The 20,086-nt window shown below is 62.3% G+C and carries 18 protein-coding genes; 7 read left to right on the forward strand and 11 right to left on the reverse strand.

Annotated elements, in window-relative coordinates:
• Window positions 1–57: 57 nt before the first annotated feature.
• From AADW22_RS03260 to AADW22_RS03270, 3 genes are all read right to left on the reverse strand, one after another.
• Window positions 58–963, reverse strand: a complete 906-nt coding sequence (locus AADW22_RS03260) for a LysR family transcriptional regulator (protein WP_005851116.1) — start codon at window positions 961–963, stop codon at window positions 58–60.
• A gap of 136 nt (window positions 964–1,099) precedes the next feature.
• Window positions 1,100–2,041 (reverse strand): zinc transporter ZntB, encoded by a 942-nt coding sequence (locus AADW22_RS03265; RefSeq protein WP_037965142.1) that lies wholly within the window; start codon window positions 2,039–2,041, stop codon window positions 1,100–1,102.
• Window positions 2,042–2,175: 134 nt separating this feature from the next.
• Window positions 2,176–4,203 (reverse strand): FAD-dependent oxidoreductase, encoded by a 2,028-nt coding sequence (locus AADW22_RS03270; protein WP_407474250.1) that lies wholly within the window; start codon window positions 4,201–4,203, stop codon window positions 2,176–2,178.
• A 167-nt stretch (window positions 4,204–4,370) separates the two neighbouring features.
• Between AADW22_RS03270 and AADW22_RS03275 the strand changes: the two genes are divergently transcribed.
• Both AADW22_RS03275 and purU read left to right on the forward strand, forming a co-directional pair.
• A complete protein-coding gene (locus tag AADW22_RS03275) occupies window positions 4,371–4,862 on the forward strand; it encodes an RNA pyrophosphohydrolase (protein ID WP_005851121.1) in 492 nt (163 codons plus the stop codon).
• A 211-nt stretch (window positions 4,863–5,073) separates the two neighbouring features.
• The gene (purU, locus tag AADW22_RS03280; RefSeq protein ID WP_005851123.1) at window positions 5,074–5,958 is read left to right on the forward strand and encodes a formyltetrahydrofolate deformylase; all 885 of its coding nucleotides are present in this window, start codon (window positions 5,074–5,076) and stop codon (window positions 5,956–5,958) included.
• 12 nt (window positions 5,959–5,970) lie between these two features.
• On the opposite strand, the gene AADW22_RS03285 is transcribed toward purU, so the two are convergent.
• The 3 genes from AADW22_RS03285 to nth are packed head-to-tail and all read right to left on the reverse strand — an operon-like array spanning window position 5,971 to window position 8,191.
• On the reverse strand, window positions 5,971–6,561 hold the full coding sequence (locus tag AADW22_RS03285) for a GNAT family N-acetyltransferase (RefSeq protein WP_407474251.1): 591 nt from the start codon (window positions 6,559–6,561) through the stop codon (window positions 5,971–5,973).
• Window positions 6,561–7,550, reverse strand: coding sequence for an adenosine kinase (locus AADW22_RS03290; RefSeq protein WP_407474252.1), 990 nt, complete (start codon window positions 7,548–7,550; stop codon window positions 6,561–6,563). Before AADW22_RS03290 ends, AADW22_RS03285 begins: the two co-directional genes overlap by 1 nt.
• Entirely contained in the window at window positions 7,547–8,191 is a 645-nt protein-coding gene (nth, locus tag AADW22_RS03295) for an endonuclease III (protein ID WP_005851129.1), read from the reverse strand. Before nth ends, AADW22_RS03290 begins: the two co-directional genes overlap by 4 nt.
• 140 nt (window positions 8,192–8,331) lie before the next feature.
• On the opposite strand from nth, the gene AADW22_RS03300 reads away from it, so the two are divergent.
• Both AADW22_RS03300 and AADW22_RS03305 read left to right on the forward strand, forming a co-directional pair.
• Complete coding sequence (locus AADW22_RS03300) at window positions 8,332–9,225, forward strand: methylated-DNA--[protein]-cysteine S-methyltransferase (RefSeq protein WP_407474253.1); 894 nt, start codon at window positions 8,332–8,334, stop codon at window positions 9,223–9,225.
• A gap of 126 nt (window positions 9,226–9,351) precedes the next feature.
• The gene (locus tag AADW22_RS03305; protein WP_005851133.1) at window positions 9,352–10,020 is read left to right on the forward strand and encodes an OmpA family protein; all 669 of its coding nucleotides are present in this window, start codon (window positions 9,352–9,354) and stop codon (window positions 10,018–10,020) included.
• Between the two features lie 94 nt (window positions 10,021–10,114).
• Here AADW22_RS03305 and AADW22_RS03310 read toward each other — a convergent pair whose 3' ends face one another.
• Complete coding sequence (locus AADW22_RS03310; protein WP_407474254.1) at window positions 10,115–11,146, reverse strand: NAD(P)/FAD-dependent oxidoreductase; 1,032 nt, start codon at window positions 11,144–11,146, stop codon at window positions 10,115–10,117.
• Window positions 11,147–11,205: 59 nt separating this feature from the next.
• Here AADW22_RS03310 and mnmD point away from each other — a divergent pair, with 59 nt between their 5' ends.
• Together mnmD and AADW22_RS03320 are read left to right on the forward strand one after the other, a co-directional pair.
• A complete protein-coding gene (gene mnmD, locus AADW22_RS03315) occupies window positions 11,206–11,877 on the forward strand; it encodes a tRNA (5-methylaminomethyl-2-thiouridine)(34)-methyltransferase MnmD (protein WP_407474255.1) in 672 nt (223 codons plus the stop codon).
• Window positions 11,874–12,782: a DMT family transporter gene (locus AADW22_RS03320; RefSeq protein ID WP_051577598.1), complete on the forward strand. Its 909-nt coding sequence runs from the start codon at window positions 11,874–11,876 to the stop codon at window positions 12,780–12,782. Before mnmD ends, AADW22_RS03320 begins: the two co-directional genes overlap by 4 nt.
• On the opposite strand, the gene AADW22_RS03325 is transcribed toward AADW22_RS03320, so the two are convergent.
• Window positions 12,738–14,711 carry a lytic transglycosylase domain-containing protein gene (locus AADW22_RS03325; RefSeq protein ID WP_407474256.1) on the reverse strand — a complete coding sequence of 658 codons (1,974 nt, stop codon included), beginning with the start codon at window positions 14,709–14,711 and terminating at the stop codon, window positions 12,738–12,740. The two genes, AADW22_RS03320 and AADW22_RS03325, sit on opposite strands and share 45 nt — an antisense overlap.
• A gap of 119 nt (window positions 14,712–14,830) precedes the next feature.
• On the opposite strand from AADW22_RS03325, the gene dapA reads away from it, so the two are divergent.
• Window positions 14,831–15,706: a 4-hydroxy-tetrahydrodipicolinate synthase gene (dapA, locus tag AADW22_RS03330; RefSeq protein WP_009825897.1), complete on the forward strand. Its 876-nt coding sequence runs from the start codon at window positions 14,831–14,833 to the stop codon at window positions 15,704–15,706.
• 148 nt (window positions 15,707–15,854) lie between these two features.
• Here the strand turns inward: dapA and AADW22_RS03335 are convergent, their stop codons facing one another.
• The 3 genes from AADW22_RS03335 to AADW22_RS03345 form a co-directional block, all read right to left on the reverse strand.
• Window positions 15,855–16,112: a glycine zipper 2TM domain-containing protein gene (locus AADW22_RS03335; protein ID WP_037944890.1), complete on the reverse strand. Its 258-nt coding sequence runs from the start codon at window positions 16,110–16,112 to the stop codon at window positions 15,855–15,857.
• 96 nt (window positions 16,113–16,208) lie between these two features.
• Window positions 16,209–17,606 (reverse strand): aspartate aminotransferase family protein, encoded by a 1,398-nt coding sequence (locus tag AADW22_RS03340; RefSeq protein ID WP_009825899.1) that lies wholly within the window; start codon window positions 17,604–17,606, stop codon window positions 16,209–16,211.
• A gap of 272 nt (window positions 17,607–17,878) precedes the next feature.
• Entirely contained in the window at window positions 17,879–20,074 is a 2,196-nt protein-coding gene (locus AADW22_RS03345) for a DEAD/DEAH box helicase (RefSeq protein ID WP_005851151.1), read from the reverse strand.
• Window positions 20,075–20,086: the final 12 nt, after the last annotated feature.

The following is a 20,086-nucleotide window of genomic DNA, read 5'->3' on the forward strand; positions in this document are numbered from 1 at the left end:
GGAGCGGGGGCAGCCACATGTGGGCTCAGTTCACCGAGGGCAGTTGGTGATCTCGTGTTACCAGTCCGTTGGACCTTTTTCGGCAAAGGTATGGGCTAGAAAATCAATGAAGGCGCGCACCTTGGGCTGGGTGAACCGGCCCGGAGGATAGACGGCGTAGATGCCTTGGGTCTCAAGCGGGAGATCGGGGATCGCGTCTTCGACCAGCCCTTTCTCCATCGCGTCGGCATACAGAAAGCTCGGCAGGTAGGCGATGCCAAGACCAGAGATGGCGGCGTTCAGCAGCGATTGCCCGTCATTGACCGACAGCCAGCCAGCGGTGCGCACCTGACGCTTTTCGCCCGACGGCGAGGTCAGCTTCCACATATTGCCGCTGGACTGGTTGGAATAATGCAGCAGCTTGTGATCGTTCAGATCGTCGATCTTTTCGGGGCGGCCGTATTTCTCGAAATAGGCGGGCGAGGCGATCATGCGTTTGGTCGTCTCGGTCAGCTTGCGGGCCCGCAGGGTGCTGTCTTCCAGCTCTCCGATACGGACGGCCATGTCGAAACCTTCGCTGATCAGTTCGACGTAGCGGTTGTTCAGCACCATATTGACGGTGATGTCGGGGAAATCGGCCAGAAACTCGGACAGGGCGGGTGACAGATGGTTCACGCCAAAGTCCGTTGCGACCGAGATCCGCAAAAGGCCCGAGGGCGCGGATTGCATAGAGGTCACAAGCGCATCGGCTTCGCCCGCGTCATTCAGCACGCGGCGGGCGCGGTCGTAATAGGCAAGCCCGATTTCGGTCGGGCTGACGCGGCGGGTCGTGCGGTTCAGCAACCGCGCCCCAAGCCGCGCTTCAAGCGAGGATACGTGTTTGGATACGGCGGATTTGGAGATACCCATCTTCTTGGCCGCATCGGTAAAGCCACCCTGGTCCACGACCGTGGCGAATGCTTCCATCTCTGTCAGGCGGTCCATACCCGTCCCCTTTCATCATCTGCGTCTGGAAAGGGTATGGCGGCCAAATCAGGCAGGATCACGGCAGCGGTGAGACAGTGGAGAGGTATTTATAGGGATCGTTCGCGGCGGGGAAACAGGGCGCGGCGTGCTGTGGTCAAATCCAGCGGACCAGTTTCAGGACCAGAAACATAAGCAGCGCCAGCCCCGCCATGCCAAGACAGAGGATGGTAAACGCCCAAGGATGGTCCACCCCCGGCATCCCGCCCACGTTGACGCCGAACAGACCGGTCAGAAATCCCAGCGGCAGAAAGATCGCCGCGGCGACCGACAGCACATAGCCGTGGCGCGCTTGGCGCTGCGCGATATTGGCGTCGTGCTCTTCCTGAACCGACACCAGCCGGTCGCGCAGCTCGTCCAGCTCTTCTACCGCGATCAGCGCGCTGTTGGCCTGCTCGCGCAGCTCAAGCTGGCTTTCGTCGGGGATCAGCGGAATATCAAAGGCGGCCAGCTTGGCCAGCGCCTCGCGTTGGGGGTCAAGATAGCGCCGCAGCCGGATCACGCTGCGCCGGATTTCGGGCAGCTCATGGGGCATCGGGGTGTTCTTGTCCTCTAGATCATCCTCGAAGAACTCCGCCTGTTCATCCAGCGTTGCAACATGTTCCTGCACCCGCAGGGTCAGGCGACCCACGAGCGCTTCGAGGAACTCGGCAGGGCTGGGAGGGGCCTTTTGCGCTTCGGCCTCGCGGCGGATCGCGTCGATGGCAAAGACTTTCTTGCGGCGCACGGTGATAAGCAGGTCGGAATCCACATACATCCGCACCGATACCATTTCATCGGCATCCTGCCCTTCGTTCATATTGATGCCGCGCAGGTTCAGGATCAGCCCGCCTTCAAAGCGGTCACAGCGCGGGCGGGTCTGTTTCTGGATCAGCGATCCGGCGGGGATTTCATGCAAGTGTTCGCGGACCCAGGGTTCAAGCATCGGGTCGGCCAGATCAAAGTGCCACCAGCGGTAGATGCCCGGCCCCGTAAGATGCGTGTCGGTGGGCACTTGGGTCGTGCCATCGGCAAAGATATCGAAAACGCAAATTGGCATGGCCACACCCTGAAACATCTATTGATCCGGGCATTTTGACAGACCGGCGCGGAGGCGCAAGATGTGCTGCCCTTGTGGCGCGGGCGAAAGACGGGGCAGGCCCCGACAGCCTGCCCCGTTTTCGTCGACATACCTTACAGCGCAGCGGCCAGACGGGTGCCTTGGTCAATCGCGCGTTTCGCATCCAGTTCAGCCGCGACATCCGCGCCGCCGATGACATGGCACGGGATGCCCTTGACCTCTAGCGCGTCGGCCAGCGACCGGTCCGACAGCTGACCGGCACAAAGCACGATCGTATCCGCCGCGATCACCTGCGGCTTTTCACGCGCTTCGCCAAAGCTGATGTGCAGGCCCTCTGCATCGATCTTCTCGTAGTTGACGCCCGCGATCATCTGCACGTTCTTCATGGTCAGGGACGCGCGGTGGATCCAGCCGGTCGTCTTGCCCAAGCCCTTGCCGACCTTGGTGGTCTTGCGCTGCAGCATGGTCACTTCGCGCGCGGGGGCGTGCGGCTGCGGACCTTCGGGCGCGAGGCCAGAGCGGTGATCGGCGGGGTCGGTGACGCCCCATTCCTTCATCCATTCGGGCAGGTTGGTGGTGGTGCTGTCCCCGTCATGCACCAGATGTTCGGACACATCGAAACCGATGCCGCCCGCGCCGATGACAGCGACACGCTGACCAGCGGTGACGGTGCCGTTCAGGATGTCAATATAGCTGACCACATTGCCCGCGTCCTGACCGGGGATTTGCGGGTCGCGGGGAATAACGCCGGTGGCGATAATCACCTCGTCATAATCGCCCAGATCATTGGCCGAGACCTCGGTGTTCAGCTTGACGGTGACGTCGTATTTCTTGATCATCTCCCGATACCAGTCGACGAGGCCCCAGAACTCCTCTTTGCCGGCGACCTGCTTGGCAAGGTTCAACTGGCCGCCGATCTCGGCTGCGCGGTCAAACACGGTGACCGTATGGCCGCGCTCTGCCGCGGTGATGGCGGCAGAGAGCCCCGCAGGGCCCGCGCCCACCACGGCGATTGTCTTGGCCGCGTCAACAGGATTGACGCGTAGTTCAGTCTCGTAGCAGGCGCGCGGGTTGACCAGACAGCTCGAGATTTTGCCGCCAAAGGTATGGTCCAGACAGGCTTGGTTGCAGGCGATACAAGGCGCGATCTCGGCCGATTTTCCGGCGGCGGCCTTGGCGACGAAATCGGCATCGGCCAGCATGGGCCGCGCCATCGACACCATATCGGCGCAGCCGTCCAACAGCACCTCTTCGGCGACCTCGGGCGTGTTGATCCGGTTGGAGGTGATCAGCGGGATGTTCACCTGACCCATCAGCTTTTTCGTGACCCATGCAAAAGCCGCGCGCGGCACCGAGGTCTGGATCGTCGGGATGCGCGCCTCGTGCCAGCCGATGCCGGTGTTGATGATCGTGGCCCCTGCGGCCTCTACCGCCTTGGCAAGCTGCACGACCTCTTCAAAGGTTGAGCCGTTGGGGATCAGGTCGATCATCGACAAACGGTAGATGAGGATGAAATCGGGGCCCACGGCCTCGCGGACGCGGCGCACGACCTCGACTGGCAGCCTCATGCGGTTCTCGTACGACCCGCCCCATTCGTCGGTCCGTTTGTTGGTGTGGGTGACGAGGAACTGGTTCAGGAAATACCCTTCGGAGCCCATCACCTCTACCCCGTCATAGCCTGCCTGTTTGGCACGCAGGGCGCAGGCGGCGATATCGCTGATCTGCTTTTCGATGCCTTCCGCGTCCAGTTCTTTCGGGGCAAACATCGAAATGGGGGATTTGATCGCCGAGGGGGCGACGCAATCGGGGCTGAAGGCATAGCGCCCCGCGTGCAGGATCTGCATCGCGATCTTGCCGCCTGCCTCGTGCACGCGGTCGGTGACGATGCTGTGGTTGTCCACGTCCTTTTGCGACAGCATCATCGCGGCACCATGCGCGACCGACCCTTCGGGGTTCGGCCCGATGCCGCCTGTCACCATCAGCCCCACATCGCCACGCGCGCGGGTGGCGTAGAATTCGGCGACGCGGTTCCAGTCCTGTGTTTCCTCAAGCCCGGTGTGCATAGACCCCATCAACACGCGGTTCTTCAACGTCGTGAACCCCAGATCAAGCGGGGCAAGCAGGTGCGGATAGTCGGACATTTGGCAAACCTTTCGAGGGCTGAATGTAGGGTACTGGACCGTTCTGTGCGGCAGTTCACCCCAAGCCTGCGGTTCTGTCACGCACAACGCTGCGTAAGCCAATATACATGGGCGCGGGATTCGTGCTAACGCCGGTATGACTTCTCTTGCCGCGAAAGGCCCCCGATATGACGCCAGAAGAAATCGCCCGACTGCCCTATCGCCCCTGTGTCGGGGTCATGCTGGTCAACGCCGACGGGCATGTGTTTGTCGGGCAACGTCGGGACCGGGATCAGGACGCATGGCAGATGCCGCAAGGCGGCGTCGAAAAGGGCGAACACGCCGAAGTTGCCGCCCTGCGCGAGCTGGAGGAAGAGACAGGCATCCCCCCAAGCTCTGTCACCGTGGTGGCACAGACCGAGGGCTGGTTGCCCTATGACCTGCCGATCGAACTGGTGCCCAACATCTGGAAAGGCCGGTTCCGCGGGCAAGAGCAGAAATGGTTCCTGCTGCGCTTTCACGGGTCGGATGACGAGATCAACCTGGACACCGAACACCCCGAATTCTCGGACTGGCGCTGGTTGCCGGTGCGCGAACTGGTTGACAACATCGTTCCGTTCAAGCGCGAGGTCTATACCGCTGTGGTCAACGCCTTTGTCGAGCATTTCGCCGACGCCTGACAAAGGGGCGGGCCGCGTTCACCCTCTGCCCGATTGCGTAGCGGATATGGGTCAATGTGCATGATCGGAAACCGATTGTGCTGATTTGACCGGCCGCGCAGGCGTCGCGTGTCTTTTTCGGCCGTCGCGAACTTGACGGGGCGGGGGCGGATAGGAAACAGGTGGCTATCGGCGCGCGACGTCGGACCGCTTTGCCACAGGAAAAATCCCGATGAAGACATATGCCCTGACCGTGACCTGCCCCTCTGCGCGCGGGGTTGTTGCGGCGATTGCGAATTATCTGGCCGATCAAGGCTGCAACATCTCGGACAGTGCCCAGTTCGACGATAAGGAAACCGGCGGTTTCTTCATGCGCGTCAGCTTTGAAAGCGAAGCCGAGGTTGATCTGGCGACCCTCTCAGACGGTTTTGCCGATGCGGCGCGGCCCTTTGACATGGCCTATGAGTTCCACGACGAAGCGGTGAAGATGAAGGTCGTCATCATGGTCTCGCGCTTCGGGCATTGTCTGAACGATTTGCTGTACCGCTGGCGTATTGGCGCGTTGCCGATCGATATTGTCGCGGTGGTGTCCAACCATATGGACTATCAAAAGGTCGTTGTGAACAACGACATCCCGTTCCACTGCATCAAGGTCACGCCGGAAAACAAAGCCGACGCCGAGGCGCGGATCATGGCTGTGGTCGAAGACGCGGGGGCCGAGCTGATCGTGCTGGCGCGCTACATGCAGATCCTGTCGGACGAAATGTGCCAGAAGATGTCGGGGCGGATCATCAATATCCACCATTCTTTCCTGCCCAGCTTCAAGGGGGCGAACCCGTATAAGCAAGCGTTCCAGCGCGGGGTCAAGCTGATCGGGGCGACATCGCATTATGTGACCGCTGATCTGGATGAAGGGCCGATCATCGAACAGGACATCGTGCGCGTCACCCATGCACAATCCGCCGAAGACTATGTCTCGCTCGGGCGGGATGTCGAAAGTCAGGTATTGGCGCGGGCCATTCACGCGCATATCCACCGGCGCGTGTTTGTGAATGGCAACAAGACGGTGGTCTTCCCTGCCTCGCCGGGGTCTTACGCCTCTGAACGGATGGGGTGAGCCACGGGGGCGCTAGCCGATGGTCGGCACATGCGCCCCTGCGTCCTTGTCCAACAGATCGATCAGCCGCGGATCATCCGCGACCTCGACCTGCCGCTTGAACGGGGTAAACCCGCTGCGGATGTAAAAGGACAGCGCCTGCGGACTGTCGAGCGTGCAGGTATGTAGATGGAACCGCGAGATCGGCCGCGCCCAAGCCGTGCGGATCGCGTGGTTCATCAGATAGCGCCCGGCACCCGACCCGATCAGCGCGGGGGTCAGTCCGAAATAGGCCAGCTCGCACGTGCCATCAGCCGTGAACTTGAGCTCGAGCAGCGCCTCGTCGCGACCGTCCTTGGTCAGCGTGAAAAACTGCGTGTCCGCATCCGACAACAGCGCCTGCAATTCGGCGTCGGTTTTTGTGAGCCGCCCGAACCACAGCCAATCCTGTCCGACCCGCCGAAAGATATCACGGTACCAGTCCGGTGTCGGGGTCAACGCGCGCAAGGTCACGCCCTCCGGGGCGGGGACATCCCGCAGGGGGGCGGCCTCGCGCATCTCAAGATGTGTGACAACCATCGCCAGCTTGCCAAGCGGTACGTCGTGATATCCGTCGGTCAGCATCAGACCAGCCCTTTTTCCTTGAACAGCTCCATCATCGAGGTCTGCGGGCGCGGGCCAATGTGGCTGATCACCTCGGCCGCGCAGATGTTGCCCATCTTGCCGCATGTCTCGAGGTCGCGGCCCGTGGCCATGCCATAGAGGAACCCCGCCGCGAATTGATCGCCGGCACCTGTGGCATCCACGGGGGTCACCTTGGTCACCGGCACGTCGACACGTTCGCCCTTGCGGATCAGCGTCACGCCGTCGCCGGAACGGGTGCAGACGACCGTGTCACAGATCGCCGCGGTGCGGGTCAGCGCGTCTTCCAGATCGTCGGTTTCCCACAGGGCGCGGATCTCGGCTTCGTTGCCGATGACGTAGCCCAGATCGTTTTCGATCAGCGCAAGGAAGTCATCCCGGTGGCGTTCCACGCAGAAGGGGTCGGAAATCGCGATCCCCGCCATGCCGCCGCCCGCCGTCGCTGCGCGGGCCGCTTCGCGGAAGGCGGTTTTGCCGGCGTCGTGGTCAAAAAGGTAGCCTTCGAGGAACATCAGCTTGGCCCTGGAGGCCACCGCCTGCGGAACGTCGTCCGAGGTAAGCCCAGTGGAGATCCCAAGATAGGTGTTCAAAGAGCGTTCCCCATCCGGGGTCACAAAGATCATGCAGCGCGAGGTCGGGTTCTCGCCCCCGGTCACAGGCGCGTTGACAAAATCAATGCCGATGTCTGTCATCGCTTTGGCATAGAACTGACCCAGCTCATCGTCATTCACCCGCCCGATAAAGGCCGTGGGCAAGCCAAGCGCGCCGATGCCCGCAATGGTATTGGCGACCGACCCGCCGGGGGTCTGCAGACGGTCTTGCATTGTCGCATACAGGTTTTCGGCGCGGTCACGCTCGATCAGCTGCATAATGCCTTTTTCAATGCCGTTATCTTGCAGAAAAGCGTCATCCGCATGCGAGATCACATCGACAACAGCGTTGCCGATGCCAACCACTTCGTATTGGGTCATTCGGTTTTTTCCTCATAGGGGCAAAGGTCACGGATGATGCAGGTTCTGCATAGGGGTTTGCGTGCTTTGCAATGGTATCGCCCGTGCAGGATCATCCAGTGGTGGGCATGGTGTTGGAAATCGACGGGGATATTATCCTCGATCGCGCGTTCTACGGCATCGACGGTTTTGCCGGGGGCGATGCGTGTGCGATTGCCGACGCGAAAGATATGCGTGTCCACCGCCTGCGCCGGATAGTGCCACCACATATTCAGCACGACATTCGCCGTCTTGCGGCCCACGCCGGGCAACGATTGCAGCGCCGCGCGGCTGTTGGGCACGACCCCGTCATAGTCATCCACCAGAATCTGGCTCAGCTTCATCACGTTCTTGGCCTTCTGGCGGAACAGGCCGATCGTCTTGATATGTTCGGTCAGCCCTTCCAGCCCGAGGTCCAGCATCTGCTGCGGGTGCTCGACAATCTCGAACAGGGATTTGGTGGCCTTGTTCACCCCCGCATCCGTGGCCTGCGCGCTCAGCGCGACAGCGACCAGCAACGTATAGACGTTGGTGTGATCCAGCTCGCCTTTCGGTTCCGCCTCGGCGTCCTGAAAGCGGGTGAAAATCTCGCGGATCGTGTGATAATCAAGGGTTTTGGCCATGCGCCAAGGGTATGCGTGGTTTCGCCTCTCAGGGCAAGCCGCGCGCGGCGGATTTTACGGGCGTCGCTGCGGCAGGGGGCTGCGTCATTTGGCGCATGTTTCGGGTCGCGCGGGGGCGGGGCCTGCCGTAGTCTGCCCCTATGACACATGCACAGCACACGCCCCAAACCACCGCCCCCGAAGGTGCCGCCACCGCAGACGGCAGCGCCTATCACTACGGTGTGATGCGGCGGGCGATTGATCTGATCGATGCCGCCGCCGACCCGCTGGCGCTGGATCAGATCGCGGGCGAAATGGGGATGAGCACGGCGCATTTCCAGCGGCTCTTCTCGCAGTGGGTGGGGGTGTCACCGAAACGCTATCAGCAATACCTGATGCTGGATCACGCCAAATCGCTGCTGCGCGACCGCTTTACCACGCTCGACACGGCGCACGAACTGGGGCTGTCCGGCTCTGGCCGGCTGCACGACATGTTCCTGCGGTGGGAAGCCATGAGCCCTGGCGATTTCGCCCGCAAGGGCGACGGGCTTGTGATCTCGTGGGGGTGGTTCGACAGCCCCTTTGGCCCGGCACTGGTCATGGGCACGCCACGGGGGATCTGCGGGCTGGCTTTCTCGGCCGAGATGGGCACCGAGGCCGCGATGGAGGATCTATGCCGTCGCTGGCCGGGTGCGACATTCCGCGAGGATCCGGCGGTGCTGCGCGACTGGGTGCAGATTGCCTTTGGCGTACAGGGAGACGGGACGGACAAAACCCCGATGTATCTGATCGGCGCGCCCTTCCAGATCAAGGTGTGGGAGGCTTTGCTGGCGATCCCGTCGGGTCATGTGACCACCTATTCCGAAATCGCCCAGACCATCGGTACGCCCAAAGCGGTCCGCGCTGTGGGCACGGCGGTGGGGCGTAACCCGATCAGCTGGTTGATCCCCTGCCATCGCGCCTTGCGCAAATCCGGTGGGCTAGGGGGCTATCACTGGGGGCTGCCGGTCAAACGCGCCATGCTGGCCTTTGAATCCGCCCGCGTCGACGCGTGAGGGTATCGGCGGGTTGCTGCCTATGGGTTTGAAGCTGCCGGTTCAACGGGAACAAAGGCTGGTGTAAAGCGTTATGTGACGATTGCCTCGCCCGAACGGGGCCACAACTTAAAGGCAGAATAAGATATGACACTTTCGAAAACCTCCATTGCTGTAGCTCTGACAAGCGTTCTGGCGCTGGCTGCTTGTGAACCCGGTCCGATTGGCGGCAACCCCAACGACCCGAACGCCAACACTCGTAACGGTGCGCTGATCGGTGCAGGTACCGGTGCTGTGATCGGTGCGCTGTCCAAAGGCGACGGCAACCGTGCGCAAGGTGCCTTGGCCGGTGCGGTCGCTGGCGGTGCATTGGGTGCTGGCTATGGCTATTCGCTGGACAAGCAAGAGGCCGACCTGCGCCGTCAGCTGGATTCCGACGTGATCATCACCAACACAGGTGACCGTCTGATCGTGACCCTGCCGCAGGACATCCTGTTCGCGACAGACAGCACGCAGGTTCAGGCCGGTATGCAAAACGATCTGGCCGCACTGGCGCGGAACGTGAACGTCTACAGCAACTCCACGCTGCAAATCGTCGGTCACACCGATAGCGATGGCGAAGCGTCTTATAACCAGCAGCTGTCCGAAGGCCGTGCGCGCGCCGTTGCGAATGTGCTGGTGTCGAACGGCGTTCCCGGCAGCCGCATCCAATCTGTGGGCCGGGGCGAAAGCCAGCCGGTGGCAAGCAACCTGAACGCAGCGGGCAAAGCGCAAAACCGCCGCGTTGAAATCGTGATCCTGCCAAACGCTGCCTAAGCGTTAGCGACATGAACGTGAAAGGGCCTCGGCATCTGCCGGGGCCCTTTTGCGATTAAGAGGTGCCTTAGGGGGCTGACGGGCCGCCGCGGCGCTAGAGGTTGTCTTCGACGCGGAACCCCTCGGGGATGGTATCGCGCCCGTCCAGCATCAGCTCGGCCATGACCTCGGCCACTTTGGGGGCCATGCCGAACCCGATCTTGAACCCGCCATTGGCCACGAACTGCCCCGGAGCGTCGGGCAAGGGCCCCAGCATCGGGGCACGGCTGCGGCTGCGCGGGCGCACGCCGGCCCAGCGGGTGATCACCGGCGCATCTCGCAACACGGGCACCGCGGCACGTGCGGCGGCGATCACGTCATCAAGCTGCGCGTCCGTCTCGGTGGGCGAGGTATAGGCGCGCTCTGTCGTTGATCCGATGGCGGTGGTGCCGTCGCTATGCGGGATGATATGCACACCGCCCGCAAAGAGCTGTGGTAAGCCGCGCGCGTCATAGTCCAGCAGCGCGGCCTGACCCTTGATGCCTGCGCCGACCAGACGGCTGTGATTGGCGGTCATTTGCGTCAGCCCCGCGACGCCCGTCGCCCACAGCACCTGTCCTCGATCTTCGCCTTCCGCCTGCACCGTCACGCCTTTGGCCGCCAGTGCCCGCACCAGCGCGTCGCAGGCGTGGCGGGGGTGGATCAGACCGCTTAGCGTGTCGTGGATCAGCCAGCCGGTGGGGCTGTCGGGCTGCCACGGGGTGTCACTCGCGCGGATCACGGACCATGTGGCCTGACCCTGCCACAGCGCCTTGGCGGTTTCGGCCCGCTGCTGTGCCAGTGCCAGTGCCGCGTCATCGGCCACGGGTTGCAGGCGCCCCTTGCGGGCATAGCCCGCGTTGCCGCCGCCCGCCTGTTCAACCGCTTGCCAGAACCCTTCGGCCATCAGCAGGCTGTCGCGTTGAAAAGCTTTCTTGGCGTTCCAGTTTTCAGGCACATGCGGGGCCAGCGCGCCGACGATGCCGCCGCTGCTGCCTGCGGCGGGCCCATTCGGATCGATCACCTGCACAACCGCGCCGCGTTGCACGCAGGCCCATGCCACGGATAGCCCGAATATCCCCGCGCCGCGTATCGTGATTTCGGCCATTGCCAATCCTTGCCCTTTTTGCGCAGTGTTCGGCATCGCCCATAGCACAAGGCCATCCCATGGAGAACCAGACAGCTGATATCGAATGGAAAGAAAGCGGTGTGCCCGTGTCCTCCAAGTTCGACGACCCGTACTTCAGCCTCGACAACGGGGTAGAGGAAACGCAGCATGTCTTTATTGACGGGAATGACCTGACCAACCGCTTCCGCGACGGGTTCCGCATCGGAGAGTTGGGGTTCGGCACGGGGCTGAACTTTCTCGTGGCTTGGGACGCGTGGGCGCGGCATGGCGCGAAGGGCACGCTGCATTTCACCTCTTTCGAAGCCTTCCCGATGTCCTCCGAGGATATGGCCCAAGCGCATCAGTCCTTTCCTGACTTCGATGGCAAGCGCGACGCGCTGCTGGACGCCTGGTCGCCCGAAGGTGGAGAGATGCGCTTTGGCGATGTGGTGCTGACCGTGGTGATCGGCGATGCGCGGCGCGCGGTGCCCGCGTGGGACGGGCTGGCGGATGCGTGGTTTCTTGACGGGTTTTCCCCCGCCAAAAACCCCGAGCTGTGGGAGCCGGAGCTGCTGCACGATGTAGCACGGCACACGGCACCGTTTGGCACGGCCGCGACCTATACCGCCGCTGGCGCGGTCCGTCGCGCGCTGGAAAGCGCGGGCTTCGCGGTCGAGCGCACGACCGGCTATGGACGCAAGCGACACATGACGCGGGCTGTGCGCGTATGAGCATGGCCACCAACCGCGCGGCGGCTGCGGCGCAGTCGAACAATATCCCGCTTGGCATCACCTTAATGGTGATCACGACCTTTGTGTTTGCGGTGCAGGACGGGCTGTCGCGGCATCTGGCGTCTGAATACAACGTGATGATGGTGGTGATGATCCGCTACTGGTTTTTCGCGGCCTTTGTGATCGCGCTGGCCAAACGCCATGCGGGCGGGTTGCGGGCGGCGGCGCGGACGAGCCAGCCGGTGCTCCAGATATTCCGCGGGCTACTGCTGGCGGCCGAGATCTGCGTGATGATCGTCGCCTTCACGATCCTTGGCCTTGTGGAAAGCCACGCGGTCTTTACCTGTTATCCGCTGCTGGTTGCCGCCCTGTCCGGCCCCGTTCTGGGGGAGAGTGTCGGCTGGCGCAGATGGGCGGCGATCGGGGTCGGTTTTATCGGGGTGTTGATCATTCTGCAGCCGGGGATGAGCGTCTTTGACCCCGCCGCCGTGATCCCGCTGGTGGCGGCCGCGATGTTCGCGGTCTACGGGTTGCTGACCCGCTATGTCGGGCGCAAGGACAAGACCGCCACCAGCTTTTTCTGGACCGGCGTCACCGGGTCAGTGGCGATGACAGCCACGGGGCTGTGGTATTGGGAGCCGATGATCGCCAGCGACTGGCTGATCATGGGGTGCCTGTGCATCACCGGCGTTACGGGCCACTGGCTGTTGATCCGCTGCTACGAAGTGGCCGAGGCGAGCGCGGTGCAGCCCTTTGCCTATTTGCAACTGGTCTTTGCCGCGATCATCGGCATCAGCGCCTTTGGCGAAACCGTGCGCCCCAATGTCGCCATCGGGGCGGCGCTGATCGTCGCGGCGGGGCTATTCACCTTTTGGCGCGAACGGCAAAAGGGTCGTGCCCGTTAGTTCCTCTGTAAAGGGTTGGGGCAGGGGGTCTTTGCCCATGCGCGCGCGGTAAACGGGCAGGCTTTCGGTCACCCGCATCACATAGTTCTGCGTCTCGCGGAAAGGGATCATCTCTATCCAGTCGACGATATCGATGTCGCCCTCGCGCGGGTCGCCGTAGGTGTCCATCCAGCGCGTCGGACGCGAGGGGCCGGCGTTATACGCGGCCGAGACCATGACCACATTCCCGTTAAACCGGCCCGCCATTTGCGACAGGTATTCGGACCCCAGCAAAGCATTGTATTCGGGGTCGGCGGTCAGTCGGTCGGTGGTGTGCAGCGCGCTGATCTCCAGATCGCGGGCGACATCCTTGGCCGTGGCGGGCATCAGCTGCATCAGACCACGTGCGCCCACATGGCTTTGGACCACGGGATCGAATTCGCTTTCGCGGCGGGCGATGGCCAGCACCATCTCGGGGGCCATGTTCAGGTCCAGCTTGATCGCATCATGCAGCGCGTAATAGGGGCCGGCGATGGTGATGCCCCGTTGCGCCACACGTTTGCCGATCATCACGGCCAGATGCGGTTGGCCCACGTCAATCGCGGCCTGTCCCAGAAGGGCAGCGTCTTCGGTGATCAGCTGCTCTGCCAGATGGGTCCAGAACCGTTCGGCGGTCGACAGCTCGCCCGAGGCTTGCAGCAGCAGCCCCGCCTGAAACAGCGGTGCCTGTGCCAGCGCCGATGTGCGCCAGTCCTGTTCAGGGGGCGCGCCCGCAAGGCTTGTATCGAACGGCAGATTGCCCCGCTCTGCCGCAAGCAGACCGTAGAAAGAGGATTGGAACTTCGCACCTTGGGCATAGGCTTTGGTCGCGCCCTCGGCATCGCCCATGGCTTGATACGCGCGGCCCTGCCAATAGCCGGCGCGCCCTTGGCTGATGGGGGATTCTACCGCGCCGTCATGGGCCTGAAAGTGACCAAGCGCCAGCTTGGGGTCTTTGAGGAACCGCAGGGCGATATAGCCCGACAGCCATTCAAGGTCCGCGAAATGTGACCCTTCGGACAGGAAGTGTTTCGACGCCATCTGATAGGCCCGCGCCGGATCGCCATTGCGCATTTCATCCCGCGCCAACGCGCGGCGGCGGTTGGCCCATGCGGCGGGCTGACCAAGGGCCGCAGCGCTGATCGATTGCGACAGCATCAGATCCTTGGCGCTGTCGCCGTAGCCTTTGCGGATGCGCCATTCAAAGCGGTCAGCCTGTAGCCCCGGATCACCGGCCTTGCTGGCGGGCAGCGCGTCGATCAGGGCGTTTACGTCGCCGTCCAGATTTTGCAAGGCGATGCGGGTTTCGGCCAGCGCCTTGTCGGCATCACTGACCAGATCGAACATCTGGCGGGCTTCGGCGTGTTCCCGTTGCCATAGCATCTCGTCCAGACGGGCGGCGTGGTGCGGTTTCAGCAAAGGCCCATGTGCGTCAATAAACTTTGCCTGATCGTTCCCGCTCATGGGGAGGGTACGCCATGCCAGCACCAGCCGCGCCTGTGCCTCGCCCAGACGATCCGCACGCAGCAGCGCTGCAGCATGGGCCAGCACACCCTCGGGCGTCTGCGGGCCCTGACCGGTAAAGAAATCCAGTATCGCCTTGTCACCCTCGCGGATCACGGCCTCTTCGGACTGTCTGCGCAGATAGGCCTCGCCCGGCCAATCAGGGCGGCGGCTAAGGAAATCTGTCACCTCGGCATAGGTGCCCCGTCCGGCGCGCAGGCGGTGCCATTCGATCACATCTACCGCAACGGCCCCGTCACGGCGCGCAATCAGGGCGGCATTATCCCAGCTGCCCGCGCGCATGGCGTCCATCGCCCATCCCAGCGGACGCGGCCTTTCGGCATGGGCCGGAAGGGCGAGGGCAAAAACCATCGTCAGCGTCGCCAAGGCGCGTCTCATCACTTGCATTTCCTACTGGTCAAAGGCTACAGCCTTGCAACATACGGCGCGGCGCGGGGGTTTCAACTCAACTTGCCGCTATCAGCAATTGGGCGCTTGCCCAGCAACGCAAGAATAGGAGCGTGCATATGCTACAAGGTTCACTACCTGCACTCGTCACGCCGTTCACGGACGGCGCGCTGGATTTGGCCACGCTCAAGAAGCTGGTGGAATGGCACATCGCGGAAGGATCGAACGGGCTGGTGCCTGTCGGGACCACCGGTGAATCGCCCACCCTGACCCATGCCGAGCATGAAACCGTTGTCGCAGAAGTCGTCAAAGCCGCCGCGGGTCGTATCCCCGTCGTTGCAGGTGCCGGTTCGAACAACACGACCGAAAGCATCCGTCTGGCCAAACACGCCGAAAGCGTCGGTGCCGATGCGGTTCTCGTGGTCACGCCCTATTACAACAAGCCGACCCAAGCCGGTCTGATCGCGCATTTCACCGCGATCCACGAGGCCTGCGGTCTGCCGATCATCATCTACAATATCCCTGGCCGTTCGGTCGTTGATATGCTGCCCGAAACCATGGCGGAGCTGGCCAAGCTGCCGCGCATCATCGGTGTCAAGGATGCCACCGGCGATCTGGCGCGGGTCTGTGACCAGCGGATGCTGTGCGGGCCGGATTTTGTCCAGCTCTCGGGCGAGGACGCCACAGCGCACGGGTTCAACGCCCAAGGCGGCGTTGGCTGTATCTCTGTTACCGCGAATGTCGCGCCCAAGCTGCTAAGCCAGATGCAGGCGTTCTGCCTTGCGGGGGACTATGCGTCGGCGCTGGAAATCCAGGACAAGCTGATGCCGCTGCACAACGCGATCTTCACCGAGCCGGGCCTGGTGGGTGTGAAATACGCGATGGCGCGTCTGGGGTTGTGTTCAGACGAGGTGCGCCTGCCGCTGGTGCCGCTGACCGATGCCACCAAAGCGCTGGTGGATCACGGGTTGAAGCACGCGGGTTTGCTCGACTGATGTCGCGGTAAAATCACGGTTAAGACGGGGCGGCATCTAGCCGCCCTTTTTTATGGGCGTCACTCAACCCGCCCGTCAGCGCATAAAAAAGGCCCCGGCGAAACGCCGAGGCCTAATGTGAATATCTGCCTTCGGGAGCAGAAAACGCTTATGGGCAAGCAGCCGTGTAACGCTGACCTGCGGAGTTCTGGTAGACACACTGGCCGTTTTTGCCGCGGCCCAGGTATGCACCTGCAGCAGCGCCAGCCAAGCCACCCAGAACGGCGCCTTTGGTTTTGTCATCGTCGCCCGACACGACAGCACCCAGAGCCGCACCAGCAGCAGCGCCGGTTACAGAAGATTGAGTCTGCGTTTCGCAAGCGGCGAGTGCGCCAACCATAGGCAGGACCAAAAGTAGCTTTTTCATGATATACTCCATACTAGCTTCAGTACTTAACGCTATATGACGGGTTTGGTTCCAGTAAGATTATTTTGATCGGCAACAAAGTGCCTGAGCGGCAGCTTATTTGCTGCCGAACACCCGACCCATTGCCCCGTCCACCGCCGCGATGATCTGATCAATATCGTCCTTCTTCGCGATCAATGCAGGGCTGAAGCAGAGCGTGTTGTTCTTGCCCGGCACCGACCGGTTGGTCGCCCCGATGATCACGCCCTGCGCCATACAGTCTGCGACGACCGCCTGAATCTGCGCTTCGACAACGGGAACGCGGGTGCTGCGGTCTTGGACCAGCTCTGCGCCAAGGAACAGACCCTTGCCGCGCACCTGACCGATCACGTCATATTTGTCCGACAGCTCTTCAAGCTCTTCGAGCATGTATTGCCCCATGTCGCGGGTGTTTTGCAGCAGGTTTTCGCGCTCGATAATCGCCATGTTTTCAATCGCGGCGGTGGGGCCCGCGGTGCAGCCCCCGAAGGTAGAGATATCGCGGAAGTAGTTCAGCGGGTCGCTGGCGTCGTCCTTGAACAGGTTAAAGACCTCTTCCGTCGTCACCAGACAGGCAATCGCCGCATAGCCCGAGGCCACACCCTTGGCCATCGTGACCATATCGGGCTGGACGCCGAAATGCTGGTAGCCGAACCATTCGCCGGTACGCCCGATGCCGCAGACGACTTCGTCGATGTGCAGCAGCACGTCATACTTGCGGCAAATCTCTTGCACCCGTTCCCAGTAGCCGTCCGGAGGCGTGATAACACCACCGCCCGCCGTGACGGGTTCAAGGCACAGCCCGCCCACGGTGTCGGGCCCTTCGGCGAGGATGATCTTCTCGATCTGATCCGCGGCCCAAACGCCGTAGTTATCCTCTGGCGCGCCGTCTTGCTCGAACTTGCGATACTCCAGACAGTGGGGGACGCGGACGAACCCGTCGGTGAAGGGGCCGTATTGCGCATTGCGTTCTTCCTGACCGCCCGCAGACAGACAAGCGATGGTCGTGCCGTGGTAGTCGCGGTCGCGATACAGGATTTTGTGCTTCTTGCCGCCATAGCGTTTGTGGGCGATCTGGCGGATCATCTTGAAGGCTTTCTCGTTCGCCTCGGAGCCGGAGTTGCAATAGTACAGGCGGCTCATGCCCGGCATCTTGTCGATCAGCTTTTCCGCAAAATGCGACCCCGGAATAGACCCGGCAGACCCCGCGAAATAGTTCAGCTTGATCAGCTGGTCGCGCACGGCGTTGGCAATGCTTTCACGGCCATAGCCAACGTTGACGGTCCAGACACCACCGGACACCGCGTCCAGATGCTCTTTGCCCTTCTGGTCCCAGACACGCATGCCTTTGCCTTCGACAATGATCCGTGGGTCCGTGGTTTCATAGGCTTTGTGCTGGCTGAGGTGGTGCCAGATGTGCGCGCGATCTGCCTCGACCACACGGGAGATATCGTTTTCGCTAAATGTACCATCCATGTGCGTGACCTTTCCGAGGTTGGGATTGGGGGCGGGTGGCAATGCACCCTGTTTTCAAGGCCCCATCGCAAACGCGCCTCGCGTCTGTTTCGGCCCATGTGCAGTGATTGTTAGGAGCAACTTCCCCCTCTGAAAAGGAAAAACCTGCCACATAGGGGGGCGGGACGGGGAAGATAGACGCAAAAAGGGCCGGAATTGATTAAAATTCCGGCCCCTAAGCGATTGATTGATCTGTATTTCCCCGTTTTCAGACCGGGGGTAGGTCTTGCGGCTTATTTCGGGCGAAAGCTCGACTTGCCGCGTTTGGGGGCTGCATCGCCGCCACCGGCTTTGCCCGAAGGTTTGCCACCCTTGGGTTTCGCGCCCAGTTTGCCCGGTGGGACAAAGCGTTTCGACGGGTCAGCGGCGCGGGCCTTGAACGGTTTATCCGCTGGTTTGCCGTCGCCACGGGGGCGGTCCGCCCCACGATCCGCTGGCTTTTCCTTTTTCCAGACGGCTTTGGCTTTGGGCTTGCCGCCGGGTTTGTCGAAGCTGTCAGGCTTGCCCGCAGACTTGGGTTTAGGCGTGGCACCGGGCTTCATCGGAGACCGTTCGGTCTTGTGCGACTTGGGCGGGCGTTCGCCTTTGGGGGCTTTGGGCTTGTCAAACTTCGGTTTGTCGCCGCGAGGTTTGTCGAACCCTTTGTCGGGGCGCGGGCCGCGAGGTTTGTCGTAGGTAACCGATGCTTCTTCGGTGCTGGCCGCACGTGGTTTGCGCGGTGCACGTGGTGCGTCGGGGTCATAGGGTGCGCGGTCGGGGCGTGGGCCACGATCGGGACGCGGGCCGTTGTCGGAACGGGGGCCGCCACGGTTCGGTTTGGGGCCACGGCCGCCGGGCTTGGGCCCGCGCGACAGATCGGGGGCCTTGTCCAGCTTGGTCACAACCGCGCCGTCTTCGACCTTCATGTCGGGGCCAAGCGCGTTGGTGAATTTATCTGCCGAGGTCGCGAGGATTTCGACAAAGGTATGGCTGGGCTGCACGCGGATCGCGCCCACGTCATCCTTGGTCAGATCGCCCATGCGACAGATCATCGGCAGGATGGTGCGGGGTTCGGCGTCATCATTGCGTCCGATCGAGATCGAGAACCAGACCGACGGGCCAAAGTCGCCACGGGGGCGTTCGTCGGCAGGGGTGCCGGGCTCTGCCAGCTGCTCGGGCGCGGACTGGCGTGCACGGTACAGGTTCACAAAGGCCGTCGCCAGTTGCTCGGCGCTGAACTGTTCGACCAGATTGGCAACAAAGCCCGCTGCGTCATCGGGGATCGGATCAGACCATGCGGAATCGGCCAGCAAACGCTTTTCGTCTTCGGCGTTCACTTCTTCAGCAGAGGGCGGGTTGGCCCATTCGACCTTCAGCTTGGCACCGCCCAGCAGACGGTTTGCCTTGCTGCGCATCTTGGCGGGAACGATCAGCGCGGACACACCCTTGCGACCGGCACGACCGGTACGGCCCGAGCGGTGCAGCAACGTGTCAGAGTTCGACGGCAGATCGGCATGCACCACCAGTTCGAGGTTGGGCAGGTCGATCCCGCGTGCGGCAACATCTGTCGCGATACAGACGCGCGCGCGCCCGTCGCGCAGCGCTTGCAGCGCGTTGGTGCGTTCGGATTGCGTCAGCTCGCCCGACAGCGCCACGACTGAAAAGCCGCGGTTGGTAAAGCGGGTGGTCAGGCGTGCGACGGCGGCGCGGGTGTTGCAGAAGACGATGGCGTTTTTCGCCTCGTAAAAGCGCAGTACGTTGATGATCGCGTTTTCAGTGTCGCGCGGGTGCACGTTCAGCGCACGGTATTCGATGTCGGCGTGTTGTTTCTTTTCGCCCACGGTTTCGACGCGCTGCGCATCACGCTGGTAGGATTTGGCCAGCTTGGCGATCGCCGCAGGCACGGTGGCCGAGAACAACAGTGTGCGGCGCTCTTCCGGCGCTTCGGAGAGGATGAATTCCAGCTCTTCGCGGAAACCCAGATCAAGCATCTCGTCCGCTTCATCCAGCACCACGGCACGAATGTCGGACAGGTTGATGTTGTTGCGTTTGATGTGGTCGCACAGGCGGCCCGGTGTCGCGACGACGATATGCGCGCCACGGTCCAGCGCACGACGTTCGGTGCGTGTGTCCATGCCGCCAACGCAGGTGGTCACGACCGCACCGGCCTTGCCATAAAGCCACGTCAGCTCGCGGCTGACCTGCATGGCCAATTCGCGCGTCGGTGCGATGATCAGCGCGAGGGGCGCGCCGGCGTGTCCGAATTTTTCATCATCGCCCAAAAGGGTCGGTGCGATGGCCAGACCAAAGGCCACTGTCTTGCCGGACCCCGTTTGGGCTGACACCAGAAGGTCGGCTTCGACCAGATCTGGGTTGGTAACCGCCTCTTGGACGGGGGTAAGCGAATCATAGCCTTGGGTGGCAAGCGCGTCTGCGATGGTTTGGATCAAGGGATTGTCCTG

Source organism: Sulfitobacter sp. PM12, assembly GCF_045586035.1.
Taxonomy (GTDB): domain Bacteria; phylum Pseudomonadota; class Alphaproteobacteria; order Rhodobacterales; family Rhodobacteraceae; genus Sulfitobacter; species Sulfitobacter pontiacus.

Excerpts from the sequence above, each read along its gene's own strand:
- AADW22_RS03260 (WP_005851116.1), bottom strand. The coding sequence starts at position 963 with ATGGACCGCCTGACAGAGATGGAAGCATTCGCCACGGTCGTGGACCAG.
- AADW22_RS03265 (WP_037965142.1), bottom strand. The coding sequence starts at position 2,041 with ATGCCAATTTGCGTTTTCGATATCTTTGCCGATGGCACGACCCAAGTG.
- AADW22_RS03270 (WP_407474250.1), bottom strand. The coding sequence starts at position 4,203 with ATGTCCGACTATCCGCACCTGCTTGCCCCGCTTGATCTGGGGTTCACG.
- AADW22_RS03275 (WP_005851121.1), top strand. The coding sequence starts at position 4,371 with ATGACGCCAGAAGAAATCGCCCGACTGCCCTATCGCCCCTGTGTCGGG.
- purU (WP_005851123.1), top strand. The coding sequence starts at position 5,074 with ATGAAGACATATGCCCTGACCGTGACCTGCCCCTCTGCGCGCGGGGTT.
- AADW22_RS03285 (WP_407474251.1), bottom strand. The coding sequence starts at position 6,561 with ATGCTGACCGACGGATATCACGACGTACCGCTTGGCAAGCTGGCGATG.
- AADW22_RS03290 (WP_407474252.1), bottom strand. The coding sequence starts at position 7,550 with ATGACCCAATACGAAGTGGTTGGCATCGGCAACGCTGTTGTCGATGTG.
- nth (WP_005851129.1), bottom strand. The coding sequence starts at position 8,191 with ATGGCCAAAACCCTTGATTATCACACGATCCGCGAGATTTTCACCCGC.
- AADW22_RS03300 (WP_407474253.1), top strand. The coding sequence starts at position 8,332 with ATGACACATGCACAGCACACGCCCCAAACCACCGCCCCCGAAGGTGCC.
- AADW22_RS03305 (WP_005851133.1), top strand. The coding sequence starts at position 9,352 with ATGACACTTTCGAAAACCTCCATTGCTGTAGCTCTGACAAGCGTTCTG.
- AADW22_RS03310 (WP_407474254.1), bottom strand. The coding sequence starts at position 11,146 with ATGGCCGAAATCACGATACGCGGCGCGGGGATATTCGGGCTATCCGTG.
- mnmD (WP_407474255.1), top strand. The coding sequence starts at position 11,206 with ATGGAGAACCAGACAGCTGATATCGAATGGAAAGAAAGCGGTGTGCCC.
- AADW22_RS03320 (WP_051577598.1), top strand. The coding sequence starts at position 11,874 with ATGAGCATGGCCACCAACCGCGCGGCGGCTGCGGCGCAGTCGAACAAT.
- AADW22_RS03325 (WP_407474256.1), bottom strand. The coding sequence starts at position 14,711 with ATGCAAGTGATGAGACGCGCCTTGGCGACGCTGACGATGGTTTTTGCC.
- dapA (WP_009825897.1), top strand. The coding sequence starts at position 14,831 with ATGCTACAAGGTTCACTACCTGCACTCGTCACGCCGTTCACGGACGGC.
- AADW22_RS03335 (WP_037944890.1), bottom strand. The coding sequence starts at position 16,112 with ATGAAAAAGCTACTTTTGGTCCTGCCTATGGTTGGCGCACTCGCCGCT.
- AADW22_RS03340 (WP_009825899.1), bottom strand. The coding sequence starts at position 17,606 with ATGGATGGTACATTTAGCGAAAACGATATCTCCCGTGTGGTCGAGGCA.